13 protein-coding genes and 1 pseudogene are annotated in these 16,448 nt (G+C 71.5%); 6 read left to right on the forward strand and 8 right to left on the reverse strand.

Features of this window, described 5'->3' with window-relative positions; genetic code table 11:
• Positions 1–409: 409 nt before the first annotated feature.
• The 7 genes from ACFV2X_RS33360 to ACFV2X_RS33390 all read right to left on the reverse strand — a co-directional run bounded on the left by ACFV2X_RS33360 (position 410) and on the right by ACFV2X_RS33390 (position 9,108).
• Positions 410–2,728, reverse strand: a complete 2,319-nt coding sequence (locus ACFV2X_RS33360) for a HelD family protein (RefSeq protein WP_385623936.1) — start codon at positions 2,726–2,728, stop codon at positions 410–412.
• Positions 2,729–2,971: 243 nt separating this feature from the next.
• Positions 2,972–3,742: a zf-HC2 domain-containing protein gene (locus ACFV2X_RS33365; RefSeq protein ID WP_385623785.1), complete on the reverse strand. Its 771-nt coding sequence runs from the start codon at positions 3,740–3,742 to the stop codon at positions 2,972–2,974.
• Positions 3,739–4,227, reverse strand: a complete 489-nt coding sequence (locus ACFV2X_RS33370; RefSeq protein ID WP_055414278.1) for a sigma-70 family RNA polymerase sigma factor — start codon at positions 4,225–4,227, stop codon at positions 3,739–3,741. The genes ACFV2X_RS33365 and ACFV2X_RS33370 overlap by 4 nt, the downstream gene beginning before the upstream one ends.
• Positions 4,228–4,441: 214 nt before the next feature.
• On the reverse strand, positions 4,442–5,032 hold the full coding sequence (locus ACFV2X_RS33375) for a CGNR zinc finger domain-containing protein (protein WP_385623788.1): 591 nt from the start codon (positions 5,030–5,032) through the stop codon (positions 4,442–4,444).
• Between the two features lie 161 nt (positions 5,033–5,193).
• Entirely contained in the window at positions 5,194–6,387 is a 1,194-nt protein-coding gene (locus ACFV2X_RS33380) for a uroporphyrinogen-III synthase (RefSeq protein ID WP_385623789.1), read from the reverse strand.
• 205 nt (positions 6,388–6,592) lie between these two features.
• Entirely contained in the window at positions 6,593–7,987 is a 1,395-nt protein-coding gene (locus ACFV2X_RS33385) for a nitrate/nitrite transporter (protein WP_385623792.1), read from the reverse strand.
• Positions 7,988–8,106: 119 nt separating this feature from the next.
• Positions 8,107–9,108 (reverse strand): LysR family transcriptional regulator, encoded by a 1,002-nt coding sequence (locus ACFV2X_RS33390; protein WP_385623795.1) that lies wholly within the window; start codon positions 9,106–9,108, stop codon positions 8,107–8,109.
• 102 nt (positions 9,109–9,210) lie between these two features.
• Here ACFV2X_RS33390 and ACFV2X_RS33395 point away from each other — a divergent pair, with 102 nt between their 5' ends.
• From ACFV2X_RS33395 to ACFV2X_RS33415, 5 genes and pseudogenes are all read left to right on the forward strand, one after another.
• The gene (locus ACFV2X_RS33395; protein ID WP_385623798.1) at positions 9,211–10,614 is read left to right on the forward strand and encodes an MFS transporter; all 1,404 of its coding nucleotides are present in this window, start codon (positions 9,211–9,213) and stop codon (positions 10,612–10,614) included.
• Between the two features lie 188 nt (positions 10,615–10,802).
• Positions 10,803–12,095, forward strand: coding sequence for an extracellular solute-binding protein (locus ACFV2X_RS33400; RefSeq protein WP_385623801.1), 1,293 nt, complete (start codon positions 10,803–10,805; stop codon positions 12,093–12,095).
• 32 nt (positions 12,096–12,127) lie between these two features.
• Positions 12,128–13,072, forward strand: coding sequence for a carbohydrate ABC transporter permease (locus ACFV2X_RS33405; RefSeq protein ID WP_385623804.1), 945 nt, complete (start codon positions 12,128–12,130; stop codon positions 13,070–13,072).
• 53 nt (positions 13,073–13,125) lie between these two features.
• Entirely contained in the window at positions 13,126–13,890 is a 765-nt protein-coding gene (locus ACFV2X_RS33410; RefSeq protein ID WP_385623939.1) for a carbohydrate ABC transporter permease, read from the forward strand.
• A gap of 34 nt (positions 13,891–13,924) precedes the next feature.
• Positions 13,925–14,416, forward strand: a pseudogene (locus ACFV2X_RS33415) (LacI family DNA-binding transcriptional regulator); the annotation flags it as partial.
• A 488-nt stretch (positions 14,417–14,904) separates the two neighbouring features.
• Here the strand turns inward: ACFV2X_RS33415 and ACFV2X_RS33420 are convergent.
• Positions 14,905–15,255 (reverse strand): MerR family transcriptional regulator, encoded by a 351-nt coding sequence (locus tag ACFV2X_RS33420; RefSeq protein ID WP_358640971.1) that lies wholly within the window; start codon positions 15,253–15,255, stop codon positions 14,905–14,907.
• A gap of 691 nt (positions 15,256–15,946) precedes the next feature.
• On the opposite strand from ACFV2X_RS33420, the gene ACFV2X_RS33425 reads away from it, so the two are divergent.
• Complete coding sequence (locus tag ACFV2X_RS33425; RefSeq protein ID WP_385623806.1) at positions 15,947–16,321, forward strand: hypothetical protein; 375 nt, start codon at positions 15,947–15,949, stop codon at positions 16,319–16,321.
• The last annotated feature ends 127 nt before the right edge of the window (positions 16,322–16,448 follow it).

The following is a 16,448-nucleotide window of genomic DNA, read 5'->3' on the forward strand; positions in this document are numbered from 1 at the left end:
TTCCCTTGTTCCAGGTTGTCCCGGGCCGCGGTGGTGGTTCGCCGGTCTGCCCTCGGACGGTGGTCTTCAGATGGTTACACCTACCTTCGGGTACCGGGTAACCGGGCTCGAGTTTCGGAGATATTGTTCAGCCCCGCGAATCGCCGAGACGCACGGAAGAGGCCCGCGTCCCGAACAGCCGACGCGGACCTCTTGAAAGTCTTAGGTGGCACCGACCCGCCATGCTCGCCTCGCGGCAAGTGGTCGCTCGAAGCGACGAAGGTTGGGCCCGGGGGCTTGGATCGAGCCGGTGCCATCAGCAAGGCTAACAAACCATCCCCGGAAGTGATTCCTCCCCCACGGGTTGATTTCTCAGCCCCTCATCAGTCCCTACTTCAGTCCCTACTTCAGTCCCTGCCTCAGCCCGTCATCAGTCCCTCAGCAGATCGGGGACGCCGTGCTCATCCGGGTCGTCCCGCTCCCCCGGCACCACGGTCAGCCGCTGCGTCGCGCGCGTCAGCGCCACGTACAGCACCCGCAGCCCCGCCGGGGACTCGTCGGCGATCTCGGCGGGCGAGACCACGACCGTCGCGTCGTACTCCAGGCCCTTGGCTTCCAGGCTGCCCAGCGCCACCACCCGGTCGCCGAGCCCTTCCAGCCAGCGGCGCGCCGCGGCCCGCCGCCGCATGGCGACGACCACGCCGACCGTGCCGTCCACCTCGTCCAGCAGGCGCCCCGCCTCCTCGCGCACCCGCGCGCCCAAGTCCCTGTCACTCTCATGCGCCATCGGCGCGAAGCGCGGCACCAGGCCCGTGGAGCGGACCGCCTCGGGCGCCTGGGCGCCGGGCAGCGCGAGCGCGAGGACCTTGGCGGCGAGCTCGGCGATCTCCGCCGGGTTGCGGTAGTTCACGGTCAGCGTGAAGCGGCGGCGCGGGCGGCTGCCCAGCGCCTCGGTACGGGCCTCGGCCGCCTCCTCCGGATCCGACCAGGAGCTCTGCGCCGGGTCCCCGACCACCGTCCAGGTGGCGTGGCGGCCGCGCCGCCCGATCATCCGCCACTGCATCGGGGTCAGGTCCTGCGCCTCGTCGACGATCACATGGGCGTAGTCCACGCGCTCCTGCTCCAGCCGGTCCGCGCGGGTGCGGCGGGGCGCGGAGCGGTCGGCGAAGGTCGTCAGCTCCTCGAGCCCGGTCAGCTGGTCGAGCGGATCGGCCTCGCGGGGCCTGGCGGGCCGGGCCGGGGCGCCCAGGACCGTGTACAGCTCGTCCAGCAGCGCCACGTCGTGCACCGACAGCGGGCCCTTGCCGTCCGCCCCCAGGCGGGTCAGCGAGCGGGCAAGACGGCGCGCGTCGCGCTGGTTCAGCTCCCGCCGCGACCAGCGGGTCAGCCGCTTCTCGTCGGCCATCGCGGCCAGTACGGCGCGCGGGGTCAGCTCGGGCCACCAGGCGTCCAGGAAGCCGAGGAAGTCGTCCTCGGTGGAGATGTCCTCGTCGAACCCCTCGCGCGCCTCGGCGGCCAGCTCGGGGTCGGTGTAGCGGTGGGCACCCCCGGACATGGCCGACTTGGCCCACAGCGCGTCCAGCAGCAGCCGACGGGCGCGCGGCCGCAGCAGGTTGACGGGTGCGGTGCCGCCCAGGGCGGCCTGCCGGATCCGGCGCAGCTCCTCGGCGTCCAGCTCGATCCGCGCGCCGAACGCCACGACGCGCAGCCGCTCCGGCGGCCCGGCCGCCCGGCCGGGGCCCGCGGGCAGCTCCAGGGCGCCGCGGGCGGCCCTGCGCAGCACCCGCGTCATCCGCGAGGAGCCCTTGACGCGGGCCACGGCCGGCTCGTCGTACGTGGTGGCCTCGGCGCCGTCCACCAGCGATCCGACGGCGCGGATCGCGACCTGCCCCTCCTCGCCGAGCGAGGGCAGCACGCCCTCGGTGTAGGCGACCAGCAGCGGGGTGGGGCTGACGATCAGGATCCCGCCCGCGTACCGGCGCCGGTCCTGGTAGAGCAGATACGCGGCGCGGTGCAGCGCGACCGCGGTCTTGCCGGTGCCCGGGCCGCCCTCCACCTCGGTGACGGAGGCGGCGGGGGCGCGGATCACCAGGTCCTGTTCGGCCTGGATGGAGGCGACGATGTCGCGCATGGTGTGGCCGCGGGCCTGACCGAGCGCCGCCATCAGCGCGCCGTCGCCGACGACCGGCAGTTCCGCCCCGTCCAGGGTGGCGGTCAGCTCGGGGCGCAGCAGATCGTCCTCGACGCCGAGCACCCGGCGCCCCTTGCTGCGGATGACCCGGCGCCGCACGACCCGGCCGGGGGCGACGGGGGTGGAGCGGTAGAAGGGCGCGGCCGCGGGCGCGCGCCAGTCGATGACGAGCGGGGCGTATTCGGCGTCCAGGACTCCGATGCGGCCGATGTGCAGCGTCTCGGCGATCTCCGCGCGGCCGCCGCCGTCCGCGCCGTCCTCGCCGGGGCGGATCGCGTCGTCGGCGGGCTCGATGGAGGTGTACGCGCCGTCCGGGCCACGCTCGCCGTCCTTGCCGAGCAGCAGGTCGATGCGGCCGAAGAGGAAGTCCTCGAACTCGCTGTTGAGCCGGTTGAGGTGCACCCCGGCCCGGAAGACCTGGGCGTCCCGCTCGGCGAGCGCGCCGGGCGTGCCGACCTGGACGTGTTTGGCGGCGTCGTTCATCAGGAACTCCGCCTCGTGGATCTTCTCCTCGAGGCGGCGGTACACGCGGTCCAGATGCGCCTGCTCGATCCGCATCTCCCGCTCGCGGATCCCGTCCACGGCGTCCTGCTTTCGCGCGTCCCGTGGCCCGGCGTCTGTTTTCTCAGCTCCGCCGGGTTTCCCGGCTCCGCCGGGGCTGTCCGGTCTCGCCTTCCGGCTCGCGTGCGTGGCGTTGTGCGCGGCCACCCAAGCCCCCTTCTGTGTGCGTAGGGCAGCCGTCAACCGTACACCTTCACAACACGCTCCAGACCTTCACCGGCCAGACCTTCGTGCAGGCGCCTAGACCTTCACGACCGCCAGCCGCCGGCCGTCCAGGGTGCGGACCTCGAAGCGGTCGATCTCGTCGGGGTTCATGGCCGCGCCGCCCAGGGCGAACAGCGGGTCCTTGCTCCAGCGGGACGCGTCGCCGTCCTTGATGCCGTAGCCGGTGCTGGGCACCGCCCAGGTGGTGATGGTCTCCTCATGGCCGTCCTTGCCGATGGCGACCAGGTCGCAGGCCTTCGGGCCCTTCACATTGCCGAGCTTGAGGGCCACCGATGTGCCCCAGCCCTTCGCCTGCAGCGAGACGGTGGCGTCGACCTTGGTGGTGGGGTCGACCGAGCCGGTCTTCTGGCCCTGGTCGAACGCCGCCTTCGCGGGGCTGGCCACCACCTTGCCGTCACCCCCGCCGCCACCATCGCCGTCGCCGGAGGTCAGCGCGGCACCGGCGAACGGACCGCCGATGATCAGGGCGGCGGCCGCGGCCACCAGGTACAGCCGGCGCTTGCGGCGCCCGCGGCGGCTGGTGGCGACGTCGTCCATCAGCCGGCCGAGCAGTTCGGGTCCGGGGCGTGCGGTGATGGTGGCGGGGTCCAGTACGGTCCGGCCGTCGTCGGAGGTGGCGAACTCGGCCATCAGCGGCGGGATGCCCATCAGCTGATCCAGCTCCGCGCCGCATCGGTCGCAGCCGAGCAGATGCTCCTCGAAGCGGGCGGCTTCCGCCGGGTCCAGGACGCCGAGGGCGTAAGCGCCGACGGCGGTGTGCTGCTGATCCTCCGCTGCCGGCATCATGCCGTAACCCCCCGTTCCTCCAGCGAGAGCCGCAGGGCGCGCAGCGCGTAAAAGACCCGGGACCGGACGGTCCCGGGCGGTACGCGCAGCACCTCAGCCGCTTCGTTCACCGTACGCCCCTTGAAGTATGTCTCGACCAGCGCCTCCCTATGCGCATCGGTGAGATCGGCGAGCGCGTCGGAGATCGTCATCATGCGCAGCGCCCGGTCGATTTCGTCGGCGGCGGGCACGGCGTGCAGCGGTGCGGCGTCCACTTCCTGGGGGCGGGCCCGGCGGCCACGGTGACCGTCGATGACGATGCGCCGGGCCACGGTCACCAGCCAGGGGCGCAGCGATCCGCCGGTGGTCCGCAGTTGGTCGGCGTTGCGCCAGGCCCGCAGGAGCGTCTCCTGGACCACGTCCTCCGCCCGGTGCCGGTCGCCCGCGACCAGGCGCAGGACGAAGGCGAGAAGCGGGCCCGCGTGCTCTTCATAGAGCGCGCGCATGAGCGCGTCGTCCGGTGTCGTCCTCTCGGTCACGGGAGCATCCTTGCGTAATCCCCACCGCGCGGTCGAGGGGGTACGTGCGGTTACACTTCCAGGTTCAACAAAAACGCCGCGAGGTGCGCTCAATTGCGCTATACAGCATTCTTGTCGCCCGTATGTCCGCGAGTCTGACCTGGGCTGACGCGGCATCAGATGGATCGGACAGCTGCTTCGGTCAGGCCCGGGTGACGCGGCGGCGGTGCCGGGCCACGCGCTCGCGGTTGCCGCAGACCTCGCTGGAGCACCAGCGGCGGCGGCGACCGCGCGAGGTGTCGAGGTAGACCAGCGAGCAGGTCTCCCCCTCGCACTGCCGCAGCTGCCCGCGCGACACCGGGTCGGTGAGCAGTTCCACGGCGTCCCGCGCCACCTGCGCCAGCAGCGCGCCGCAGTCGGGCACGGCGGCGAGCCTGCGCACGAGGGTGCCGTCGGCGGTGCGTACGGCCCGTACGGCGGGCGGGGCGGTGGCGGCCAGGGCGTTCACCCGCTCCAGGTCGGCGCCCGCGGCGCGGCCCTCGACCTCGTTGTGCACGATGCGGTGGAGCAGATCGCGGGCGGCGCGGAAGCGGGCGAGCCAGGCGCAGTCGACGACGTCGAGGGCCGTGCCGCGGGGCACCAGGCCGGCGTCGACGAGCCACGCCTTCAGCCGGTCCACCCCGTCCAGCCGCTCGACCGGCGCCTCGCTCAGCCGCCCGCCGACCGTGGCCACCAGGTCCAGACAGAGCCGCCCGGAGTCGAACCGCAGGTCGTAGGCCGACGCCGACGCCATGTTCCTGTCACTCCTTCGGGGCTGGGCGGTCACACGGACATGCACGCAGTCCCAGAGTGCCCGCCCCGGCCCGAGCCCGGAACCCCGCGGACCCGCCCATCACCCCATGAATACAAGGGAGTTCGGCCCCGGCGGCCGGTCGGTGGCCGGTCGGTGGCCGGTCATACGTCGGCGTACTTGGTGTCCGCGACCGGATCCAGCGCCAGCCGGTAGCCGCGCTTGACGACCGTCTGGATGAGCTTCGGGGCGCCGAGGGCCGTACGGAGGCGGGCCATGGCCGTCTCGACGGCGTGCTCGTCGCGCCCCGCGCCCGGCAGGGAGCGCAGCAGGTCGGCGCGGGCGACGACCCAGCCCGGGCGGCGGGCCAGGGCGCGCAGCAGGGCCATACCGGCCGGCGGTACGGCGCGCAGCTCGCCGTCCACCAGGACCGCGTGGCCACGGATCTCCAGGCGCCGCCCGGCAACCGGCAACGGCCGTACCCGGCCGGGCAGTTCATGGGTCAGCAGCTGCACGAGCGGGCCGAGGCGGAAGCGTTCGGGCTGGCTGGTGGGGATGTCATGGGCCTCGAGCGGCAGCGCGGTGACCGGCCCGACGCAGGCGGGCAGCACATCGTGGCGCAGCGCGTCCACCAGCTCGTCGCGCATGCCACGCCGCTCGGCCCGGTCCAGCAGGCTCGCGGCGGCCGGGGCGCTGGTGAAGGTGAGGGCGTCCAGGGCGCGGGCGACGGTCGCGTCGAGGAGGCGGTCCACGGGGCCGATGTCCTCGGGCGGCATCCACCGGTACACCGGCACGCCGACCACCTCCGCGCCCGCCACGCGCAGCGACTCGACGAAGCCGGGCAGCGGCTCGCCGTGCAGCTGCACCGCGATCCGGCTGCCGTCGACCCCCTCCTCCAGCAGCCGGTCGAGCACTTCGGCCAGCGACTCGGACGCCGGGTACCACTCCTCGGTCAGCCCGGCGGCCCGGATCGCGCCCCGCACCTTGGGCCCGCGCGCCAGCAGCCGTGCGCCGCGCAGCCGGGCCAGCAGCGAGTCCCCGAGGCCCCATCCGTCGGCGGCCTCGACCCAGCCGCGGAAGCCGATGGCAGTGGTCGCGATCACCAAGTCGGGGGCGTGGTCGAGCAGCTGCTTGGTGGCGGTGAGCAGTTCCGCGTCGTCGGCGAGCGGCACGATGCGCAGCGCGGGCGCGTGCATGACGGCCGCTCCGCGCCGCCGCAGCAGCGCGGCGAGCTCGTCGGCGCGGCGGGCGGCGGTGACGCCGACGGTGAACCCGGCGAGCGGCCCGATGGCGGCGGGCGCGGGCGCGTCGGGGGTGGCGGCGTCGGCCGTGGTCGCGGCGTTGTGGTCTCGGTGCATGGTTCTCGTCCCGATCCGCTGTCGTATGGGCGCCCTCCGCGACCTCATCTGCACGGCCATCCTGTGACCCCCCGGTGACGGTCACGGTTCGCGGAGGTTTCCCGGGTGTAACGGAGCGTACGGCCGGGGAGCGCGCGCCCTGTGCGCCGTACGCTCCCCGGCCGGCCGGCCCCGTCCAGGGCCGTTTCCGCCTCGGCGGCTCGGCTCAGACGTCCGCGTACGCGGCCTGCCGCGCGCCCTGCGGCTCAGCCGCCCCCGCCGCGGCGATCCGGCCGGTCGGCCGGGCGCCGCGGAGGTATACGGCCCAGGTTACGGCGGAGCACAGGGCGTAGAAGGCCAGGAAGGACACGAACGCCGGGGTCCCAGTGTGCGCGTTCAGGAAGGACTGGCGGAAGGCCAGGTTGATGCCGAGCCCGCCCAGCGCGCCCACCGCGCCGATCAGCCCCATCGAGGCGCCCGACAGCCGCCGCCCGTACGTCGCGGCCGCCTCGCCCGTAAGGCCCCGCGCGGCCGCCTTGGCCTGGAAGATGCCGGGGATCATCTTGAACGTGGAGCCGTTGCCGAGCCCGCTGAAGACGAACAGGGCGATGAAGCCGACGAGGAAGACGGCCAGGGACTTCTCCGCGGAGGCGTAGACGACCACCACGGCCGCGACGGACATGGCGGCGAAGTTCCACAGCGTGATCCGCGCGCCGCCGTAGCTGTCGGCGAGACGGCCGCCGATGGGGCGGATGAGGGAGCCGAGCAGCGGGCCGATGAAGGTGAACGAGGCGGCCTGCAGCGGGGTGCGGTCGAACTGGTTCTGCAGGACGAGCCCGAAGGCGAAGCTGTAGCCGATGAACGACCCGAAGGTGCCGATGTACAGCAACGACATGATCCAGGTGTGCGCGTCCCTGGCCGCCTCCTTCACCGCGCCCGTGTCGTTCCGTACCGGCGCCAGGTTGTCCATGAACAGCGCCGCGAGCAGCGCGGCGACCACGATCAGCGGGATGTAGACGCCGAGCACCACGCGCGGGTGGGCCGCGCCGGCCGTGCCGATGACCAGCAGGCCGATCAGCTGGATGACCGGTACGCCGATGTTGCCGCCGCCCGCGTTGAGGCCGAGCGCCCAGCCCTTCTTCCGCAGCGGGTAGAAGGAGTTGATGTTCGTCATGGAGGAGGCGAAGTTGCCGCCGCCGACGCCGGTGAGCGCCGCGACGACCATGAAGGTGGTGTACGAGGTGCCGGGCTTCATCGCCACGGCGGCCACGACGGTCGGCACCAGCAGCAGCGCCGCGCTGACGATCGTCCAGTTGCGGCCGCCGAAGCGGGCGACGGCGAAGGTGTAGGGGACCCGCAGGATCGCGCCGACCAGGGTGGGCATCGCGACCAGGAAGAACTTCCCGGCCGGGTCCACCCCGTACTCCGGCCCCATGAACAGGACCATCACCGACCACAGGCTCCAGATGGAGAAGCCGATGTGCTCGGAGAGGATGGAGAACAGGAGGTTGCGGGTGGCGATCTTCTCGCCCTTCTCGTTCCAGAAGGTCTCGTCCTCCGGGTCCCACTGTTCAATCCAGCGGCCCCCCTTGCGTGCGGGGGTGGTGTTCGGGGCAGTCATCACGCCTCCACAGATCTCGCTCGGATGTCGCCGCTGGTGCGCGGATTCGCTGCCTGACGACGGTAGGAAGTACGGATTTCCGCGCTGTGGCGGCAGGTGACGCGGAAGAAACCTTGCTCTCACCCGGGAGCGGAGGGCGTGGTGAGGGTTGCCGCCGCTTCCGCCGCTTCCGGGCTCGGCAGCCAGCTGCCGGGCGGGGCGTCGAGCCAGCCCCCGGCCGCCCCGAGCGCCGCCGCGGCCGCCCGCAGGGCGTCCAGGCCCGGGTGGCGCAGCCCGCGCCGCCAGACCATGGAGACGGGTGACAGCGGAACGGGGCCGGTCAGCGGCCGCAGCACGGTGCCGGGCATCGAGATGAACACCGTGCTCGCCAGCACGGACCAGCGCCGCTTGGCCACCACCCGGGTGAACTCCTCGACGCCCTCGATCTGCGGAAACGGCTCGGCCATGACGATGCCGCGCCCCGCGAACAGCTGCGCGGCCAGCTCCGTCCACTCGGCGGTGGCGGCGTTGCCCGCGGCCGCGTACAGGGTCTCCCCCGCGAGCGCGTCCAGCGGGACCTCGGGGAGCCGGGCGAGCGGGTGGTCCTCGCGCAGCACCACGGCCATCCGCTCGTAGCGGACCAGCTGGTGGTCCAGGCGCGCCAGCACGGCCGGGTCGAGCCCGCCGACCCGGCCGAACGACACATCCAGCCGCCCCGCGAGCAGTTCGGCGGCGGCCCCGGTCAGCCCGCTGTGGAAGTGCGCCACGAGCTCCACCTCGGGCGCGATCCGCCCGCGCGCCTCGGCCAGCACCTCGTTCCCGGTGGACATCGGCGCACTGATATCCACGACCAACGGCCGCCCGGCCCCCGCCCCACCACCCCCGAACGCGGCGACCAGCTCCTCCTGCGCCGCCAACGCCCGCCGCGCGTACGGCAACAGCCGCTCCGCCTCGGCGGTCAGCGCCACCTGCCGGGTCGTCCGTACGAACAACTCCACACCCAGCTCGCGCTCCAGTCGCCGGATGTCCCGGCTGAGCGCCTGCTGGGCGACGTACAGCCGCGCGGCGGCGCGGGTGAAGTGCAGCTCGTCGGCGACGGCGACGAAGGCGCGCAGCAGACGCGGCTCGATGTCCTGGGGCATGGGGTGCAGTCAACAGCACGCACGGGATTTACAACACGGGTGCGTGAATGGCCGCGCATCAGGTGTTGGACCGGTCGCGGGCCCGCCCGCGACCGTAAAGGGGTGATCCTCTTCCTCGCCTCCAGGCCCGTGGTCCCGACCCCGACCGTCCGCCGTACGCGGAGCGGTGCGGCACGCGCCGTGCCCACGGCGGCGCCGCGCGGCACGGGCGCGACGCCCCACGCCGCGGGCGGCACGCCCTACTCAGGCGCACGACGAATAACCGATGATCGCGGCCCTGACCCCCACCCGCCCCGCCGCTCACTGCTCGCGCCCTACCGTCGGCTGTTCGCCGCGCCCGGGGCGCTCGCGTTCACGTTCGCGGCGCTCGCGGGGCGGGTGGCGGGGGCGATGCTGGGGGTCAGCATGGTGGTCATGATCGCCACCGTGCGCGATTCGTACGCCCTGGCGGGCGCGGTCTCGGCCACCGGCCTCGCGGTGACGGCCGTGACCGGGCCGCTGCTGGGCCGGCTCGTGGACCGCCACGGCCAGGCGCGGGTCGCGGTTCCGGCGGTCGCCGTGTTCGCGCTGGGAGCCACGGCGACGCTGCTGTGCGTCCACTATGGCGCGCCCGCGTGGGCGCTGTTCGTCTGCGCGGCGGGCTCCTCGGGCGTGCCCAGCCTCGGCTCGATGACACGCGCCCGCTGGGCGTCCGTCCACCGCGACGACGCGGCCGCCCGGCACACCGCCAACTCCTTCGAGCAGGTCGTCGACGAGGTCTGCTTCATGGCCGGCCCGGCGCTCGCGATGGTGCTGTGCACGGCGGTGTTCCCGGAGGCGGGGCTGGCGACGGCGGCGGTGCTGCTGGTCGTCGGCACCCTGCTGTTCGCGGCCCAGCACCGCACCGAACCGCCGACCCAGCGCACGCACTCCGCCTCCGCCTCCGCCAATGAACCGTTGGTGCGCTCGCCAGGGCTGCGGGTCGTGGTCATCACCTTCCTGGCGACCGGCGCGGTGTTCGGCTCGATGGAGGTCGCGACGGTCGCGGCCGTGGAGTCGTACGGCCACACCTCGGCGAGCAGCGCGGTCCTCGCGCTGCAGGCGGCCGGTTCCTGCGCGGCGGGCCTGGTCTTCGGCGCGCTGCCGGTGCGCGGCTCGGCGGCGGCGCGCTTCCTGACCGGGGTGGCGGCCATGGCCGTGGCCATCCTCCCCCTGCTGACGGCGACCGGACTGGCGACGCTGGCACCGCTGCTGTTCGTCGCGGGCATGGCGACCGCCCCGACGATGATCAGCGGCATGACCCTCGTCCACCGGCTGACCCCGCCCACCCGCCTCAACGAGGGCATGACCACCGCGTACACCGGCCTCCTCATCGGCATCTCGGCGGGCGCGGCGGCGGCCAGCTGGACAGTCGACCACCTGGGCCCGACCGCGGGCTACGCGGCCCCCGCGACGGCCGCGGCACTGGCCCTGCTGGCGGCGGCGAGCGGCGCGGGGCGGCTGCGGCGGTCCCTGGGCGGGGCCTGACGCCTCGTACGCGTTTTCGCGTTGCGCGGGGGTGACACGCGGCCAGTACGGCCGGGATCGCCACCAGGCCCCATCCACCTCGTCATTTTGTCAACGCCATTGACGTACCCGCAGGGCCCCCCTACCTTCCTCCATCGAAGCGCTTCGACGATCGTGCGTGACCCCTCCAACCCTCCCGGAGGCAGCGGATGTTGAAGGCACGGAAACGGACGGCAGCCCTCCTGGCCGCCGCCCTGGTGGGAGCCGCGGCGCTCACCGGGTGCGGCTCGGACAGCGGGGAAGGCGACGGCAAGACGCTCAAGCTCTGGCACTACGAGGCCCCGAACGGCGCGATGGGCGCGGCCTGGAAGCAGGCGATCGAGGAGTTCAAGAAGAGCCACCCGGGCGTCACGGTGAAGTTCGAGGAGAAGGGCTTCGAACAGATCCAGAAGACGGCCTCGATGGTGCTCAACTCCAACGACGCCCCGGACGTCCTGGAGTACAACAAGGGCAATGCCACGGCCGGTCTGGCCGCCAAGCAGGGCCTGCTCACCGATCTCACGCCCGAGGTCATCAAGCGCGGCTGGGACAAACCGCTGAGCGCCGGGGTGCAGACCACCAGCCGGTACGACGCACAGGGCGTGATGGGCTCCGGCAAGTGGTACGGGGTGCCCAACTACGCCGAGTACACGATGGTCTTCTACAACAAGGACCTCTTCGACAAGTACAAGGTGAAGGTCCCGTCCACCTTCGAGGAATTCACCGCCGCCCTGGACACCTTCACTTCCAAGGGCGTCACCCCGCTGGCGAACGCGGGCGCCGAATACCCCGCCCACCAGTACGTCTACCAGCTGGCGCTGAGCAAAGCCGACCGCTCCTGGGTGGACTCGTACGAGCTCTACAAGGGCAAGCCCGACTTCCATGACGCGGCCTGGACGTACGGCGCCGAGACCTTCGCCGACTGGGTGAAGAAGGGCTATGTCGCCAAGAGCACCAGCGGCGCCAAGGCCGAGGACGCGGGGACGGCGTTCATCTCGGGCAAGTATCCGATGTTCTTCTCCGGCAGCTGGTGGTTCGGCCGTTTCAAGTCGGAGATGAAGGACCAGTGGGGCACCTTCCTGTGGCCCGGCTCCAAGCTGACGCTCGGCTCCGGCGGCAATCTGTGGGTGGTCCCCAAGGGCGCCAAGAACAAGAAGCTCGCCTATGACTTCATTGACATCACGATGAAGAAGGGCATCCAGAACGTCCTCGGCAACAAGGGCGGCGTGCCCGTGGCCGCCGATTCCTCGGCGATCACCGACCCGCAGTCCAAGAGCCTGATCGAGAACTTCGACAAGCTCGCCAAGAACGACGGGCTCGCCTTCTACCCGGACTGGCCGGTGTCCGGCTTCTACGACACCCTCGTCTCCGAGACGCAGAAGCTGATCAACGACAGCACGGATCCCGACGACTATCTGGACGCGCTGAAGACGGCGTACGACTCTGGCGCGCCGAAGACATGAAACCCGCCGAAAGCGTGAAATCCGCGGACGGCATGCAGAGAACCGGAACCACAGAACCCGCCAACACCACGAAGCGCGCGAGACGGCCGCCCCGCGAGTACCCGTACGCGCTCTTCCTGATCCCCGGCGCCCTCGCCTTCCTCGTCGTCATCGTCGTCCCGTTCCTGATGAACACGGGGCTGAGCTTCACCCACTGGCAGGGCGTCGGCACGCCTTCCTGGGCCGGGCTCGACAACTACCGGACGCTGCTGGACGACTCCGCCTTCTGGGAGTCCTTCCGGCACAGCCTCGCGATGGTCCTGGCGATGGCGGTGATCCCCACCGCCCTCGGCCTCATCCTGGCCGCCGCGCTCTTCGACTACATCGCCAAGCACATCGGCACCCGTGTCGCGACCGTCCTGCGCGCCTGCTTCTATCTGCCGCAGGTGCTGCCGATCGCGGTGGCCGGCATCGTATGGAGCTGGATCCTCGCCCCCGACAACGGCGCGCTGAACGAGCTGCTGGACGCGGTCGGACTCGGCTCCCTCCGCCACGACTGGCTGGGCGACCCCGATCTCGCGCTCTACAGCGTGATGGGCGTGATGGTGTGGGTCCAGCTCGGCTTTCCGCTGGTGGTCTTCATGGCCGGAATGCAGCGGGCCGACCCGGCCCTGCACGAGGCCGCCGAGCTGGACGGGGCCTCCTGGTGGCGGCGGCTGTGGCATGTGACGCTGCCGCAGATCCGCCCGGAGATCTACGTCGTGCTGCTGTGGTGCACCATCGCCGCGCTCAAGGTCTTCGGCGCCGTCTACGTACTGACCAAGGGCGGGCCGGGCGGGGCCACCGATGTGCCTTCGTACTTCTCCTTCCAGAGCTTCTTCGAGAAGACGCAGGTCGGCTACGGCTCCGCGGTGTCGACCGTGCTGACCGTACTCATCCTGGCGCTGGCCCTCGTGGGCTTGAGCCTGCAGACCCGGGCGGAGGACCAGGACCGGTGAAGGCCGTCACGCGATACCCGGTACTGGCCGCGCTGGTCGTGGCTGCCCTCTTCATGGTGGCGCCGTTCGTCATCGTCGCGCTCAACGCGGTCAAGTCACCCGCCGAGTACTCCGCCCACGGACCGCTGAGCCTGCCCGACGGGCTGTATCTCGACGGGCTGAAGGACTTCTGGGAGCGGGTGGACTTCGGCCAGAAGCTGCTCAACTCCGTGCTGATATCCGGCTCGGTGGCGGTGTTGGCGGTGGTGCTGTCGGTGCTCAACGCGTACGCGATCGGCATCGGCCGGATCAAGGGCCGCCCCTGGGTGCTGGCCTTCTTCGTACTGGCGAACATGCTGCCGCAGGAGGCGCTGGTCTACCCCATCTACTACCTGCTGAAGGAAGTGGGCCTGTACGACACCCGGCTCAGCGTCATCCTCGTCTTCACCGTCATCCAGTCCGCCTTCGGCACCTATCTGCTCTCCTCCGTCCTCGGCGCCTTCCCCAAGGAGGTCATCGAGGCGGCCAGGATCGACGGCGCGAACAAGTGGCAGGTGCTGTGGCGGGTCGTGGTGCCGGTCAGCCGGCCCACGATCGGGGTGCTGCTGGTCTTCTTCTTCATCTGGACCTGGAACGAATTTCTGCTGCCCCTGGTCATGCTGATCTCCAACGACAACCAGACGGTGTCGGTGGCCCTCGGCGTCCTCCAGGGCCAGCGGCTGATGGACGCCACCATGACCAACGCGGCCGCCCTGCTCGGGGTCCTGCCCGCGTTCCTGTTCTTCCTGATCTTCCAGCGGACGCTGGCCCGCGGTATCGCCGTGGGCGCCGTCAAGTGACCTCGCCACATGACCCCGCCAAGGAGGGGGCTCCATGGTCAGGATCACGGATGTGGCCAGGCACGCCGGGGTCTCGCCCAGCACCGTCAGCTACGCCCTGAGCGGCAAACGGCCGATCTCCGAGGCCACCCGGCGCCGCATCCACGCCAGCATCCGCGAGCTCGGCTACCGCCCACACGCCGGAGCCCGCGCCCTGGCCAGCAGCCGCACCCGGGTGCTGGCGCTGGTGACCCCGCTGCGCGAGGGCGGCGACATCACGGCCGCGATGCGGTTCGCGGCCCGCGTCGTCACCGCCGCCCGCCGCCACGACCACGACGTCTTGCTGCTCACCCAGGAGGAGGGCGAGCAGGGGCTGCGCCGGGTGGCGGACAGCGCGATGGTGGACGGCTTCATCATCGTCGGCACTCGCCCATACGACGCCCGGCCGCCGCTGCCGCGCGGGCTGGGACGGCCCTGCGTACTGATCGGTCCCCCGGACACCCTGGACGCCGACGGCACCACCGGCCCGGCCGGGCCCGTCTGCGTCAGCCTCCCCAACCCCGGCGACCCCGACAACGGCCGCCGCGCGACCCGGCCCGGCCCGCCCGAGCCCGGCGATCTCGCCGAGCGGTGCGTCGCGCTGCTGATGGCCGGGCTGGCCCCCGCCGCCCCCCGAGCTCCCCAACGCGACGAGGGCCCAGCGGTCAACTGACCGAACACACGACTGGCCGGCGGCTCCTGTGTATGGCGCGCGTCACATAGGTGCGCTGTCACGGGGATCCGGTCGCCGGTCTCTCGGCGACCCGGCCGCCGCGCCCAGGCACTCCTCAAGATCGTCGGCTCCGACAACCCGCCCCTGCGGGTGTTCTTCGGCCACGGCTTCTACCCGATGCTCCAGCAGGCATACGCCGACCGGCTCAAGACCTGGGCCGACTACGACACCGACGCTGTCCTCACCCCGGCCGGCGGGACTTTCCGGGCCGCACTCCCGTTTGGCCGCCACAAGGCGTTCCGGATACGGCCCGCTCCGCGTGATCAGCCGGAACCGGAGCCGGAACTGTCCGCCGCCTCGCTCGCGGCACGGCGGTACTCGGCGTTGATGCGCTGAGCTTCCTCGAGCTGGTCCTCAAGGATGACGATGCGGCAGGCAGCCTCGATCGGGGTCCCCCTGTCGACGAGCTCGCGGGCGCGAGCGGCGATCCGCAGTTGGTAGCGGGAGTACCGGCGATGTCCTCCCTCCGAGCGGAGCGGAGTGATCAGACGAGCCTCACCGATGGCTCGGAGGAAGCCTGGGGTGGTGCCGAGCATCTCGGCTGCCCGGCCCATCGTGTATGCGGGGTAGTCGTCGTCGTCCAGACGATCACCAAGAGGGTTATCCGCTGTCATGTCACCTCGCTGTGCAACGCGTCGAGGGGCCCTGGTGCCGTACGGCACCAGGGCCCCGAAGGGAATTCAACACCATCTGTCGGCCCTACTGCTGTGCCGACCTTCTGTTTCCGCTACCCGGCCCGGCAGAGGGGGAGGGAGCGGGGGATCGCAGCTGCGTGACCGGGGACCACCATCCATTCCGGGGTCTTGCGGTACCCGGCCGAGCGCTTCTCGAGCCGGGCGATCCTGATGGCGTCTGCTCCTCCGTTCCTCTCCGAACCAACCACTGCGTGAACCGGTATTGCTGTTGGCAGCTCCTCGACATGCGAGCCGCCCAGTGCGGCTCTCAGTCCCGTCACCGTTCTGGGAACACCTTGGCTTCGAGGCTCGAGAGCCGCACTGACCTGCGAACTTCGTGTTCAGCCACCCGCCAGTTCGTGTCTGGCGGGTCTCATTCGACCGTGTCTACGAGATGAAGCGTAACCATGCCAGGAACGAATGTCTACTCTGCCAAGAGCAGATTTCACCTCTCCGGGGGAGGAAGAACCCTGCCGCCTGCGACAATGACTCACGCAAGTCGTTGTGCGCGGCGATACGGCGGCGGATCGGCCCTCACTGCTTGATCGGGAGCCGCCTTCTGCCGCCCGCGCAACCGCTTCACACCCCGCTGGGCGGTTCGGGGGCAGTCGGCTGAATAAGCTGTGCTGTCATGTCGAAGCCTGATGAGCTGCTCGTCGCCATCTCCGCCGCGGTGGAGTCCGAACGAAGCAATCAGATGTCGCTGACCGTGGTCGTCGGTGGTGCTGTCATCACCGGCCGGCTGGCTCCCGAGGCCGTGTGGAGGGAGCGGGTGGCGGAGGTCCTCGAGGACTCGGACCGTCTCGGCCCGTTCTCCGACGTCTTCGCCCGCGGCCCGCGAGAGAACCGGCCCGGTCGCGGCGAGGCGCCCACGCATCTGCACTTTCATCTCGCCCGGATCCTGCAGGGCAGCCTCGGGATCCCAGAGACGGGCGGCATGTACCGAGTCGCGATCAAGGACGTCAGCGCATGGACCGTGGGCGATCTCAGCTACTTCGACCGGTGAGATCCTGTCTTTGCCCCGTTGCCCGGCCAGGAGTTTCCGAGCGGACGACGACACAGCGGTGGGGGGCGAAGGACCCCGAGGCGCGCAGGGGCCACCCCGCGCACTAGATGGGGTTCCGCCCCCGCCC

The sequence above is a fragment of the Streptomyces sp. NPDC059679 genome, from assembly GCF_042734105.1.
GTDB lineage: Bacteria > Actinomycetota > Actinomycetes > Streptomycetales > Streptomycetaceae > Streptomyces.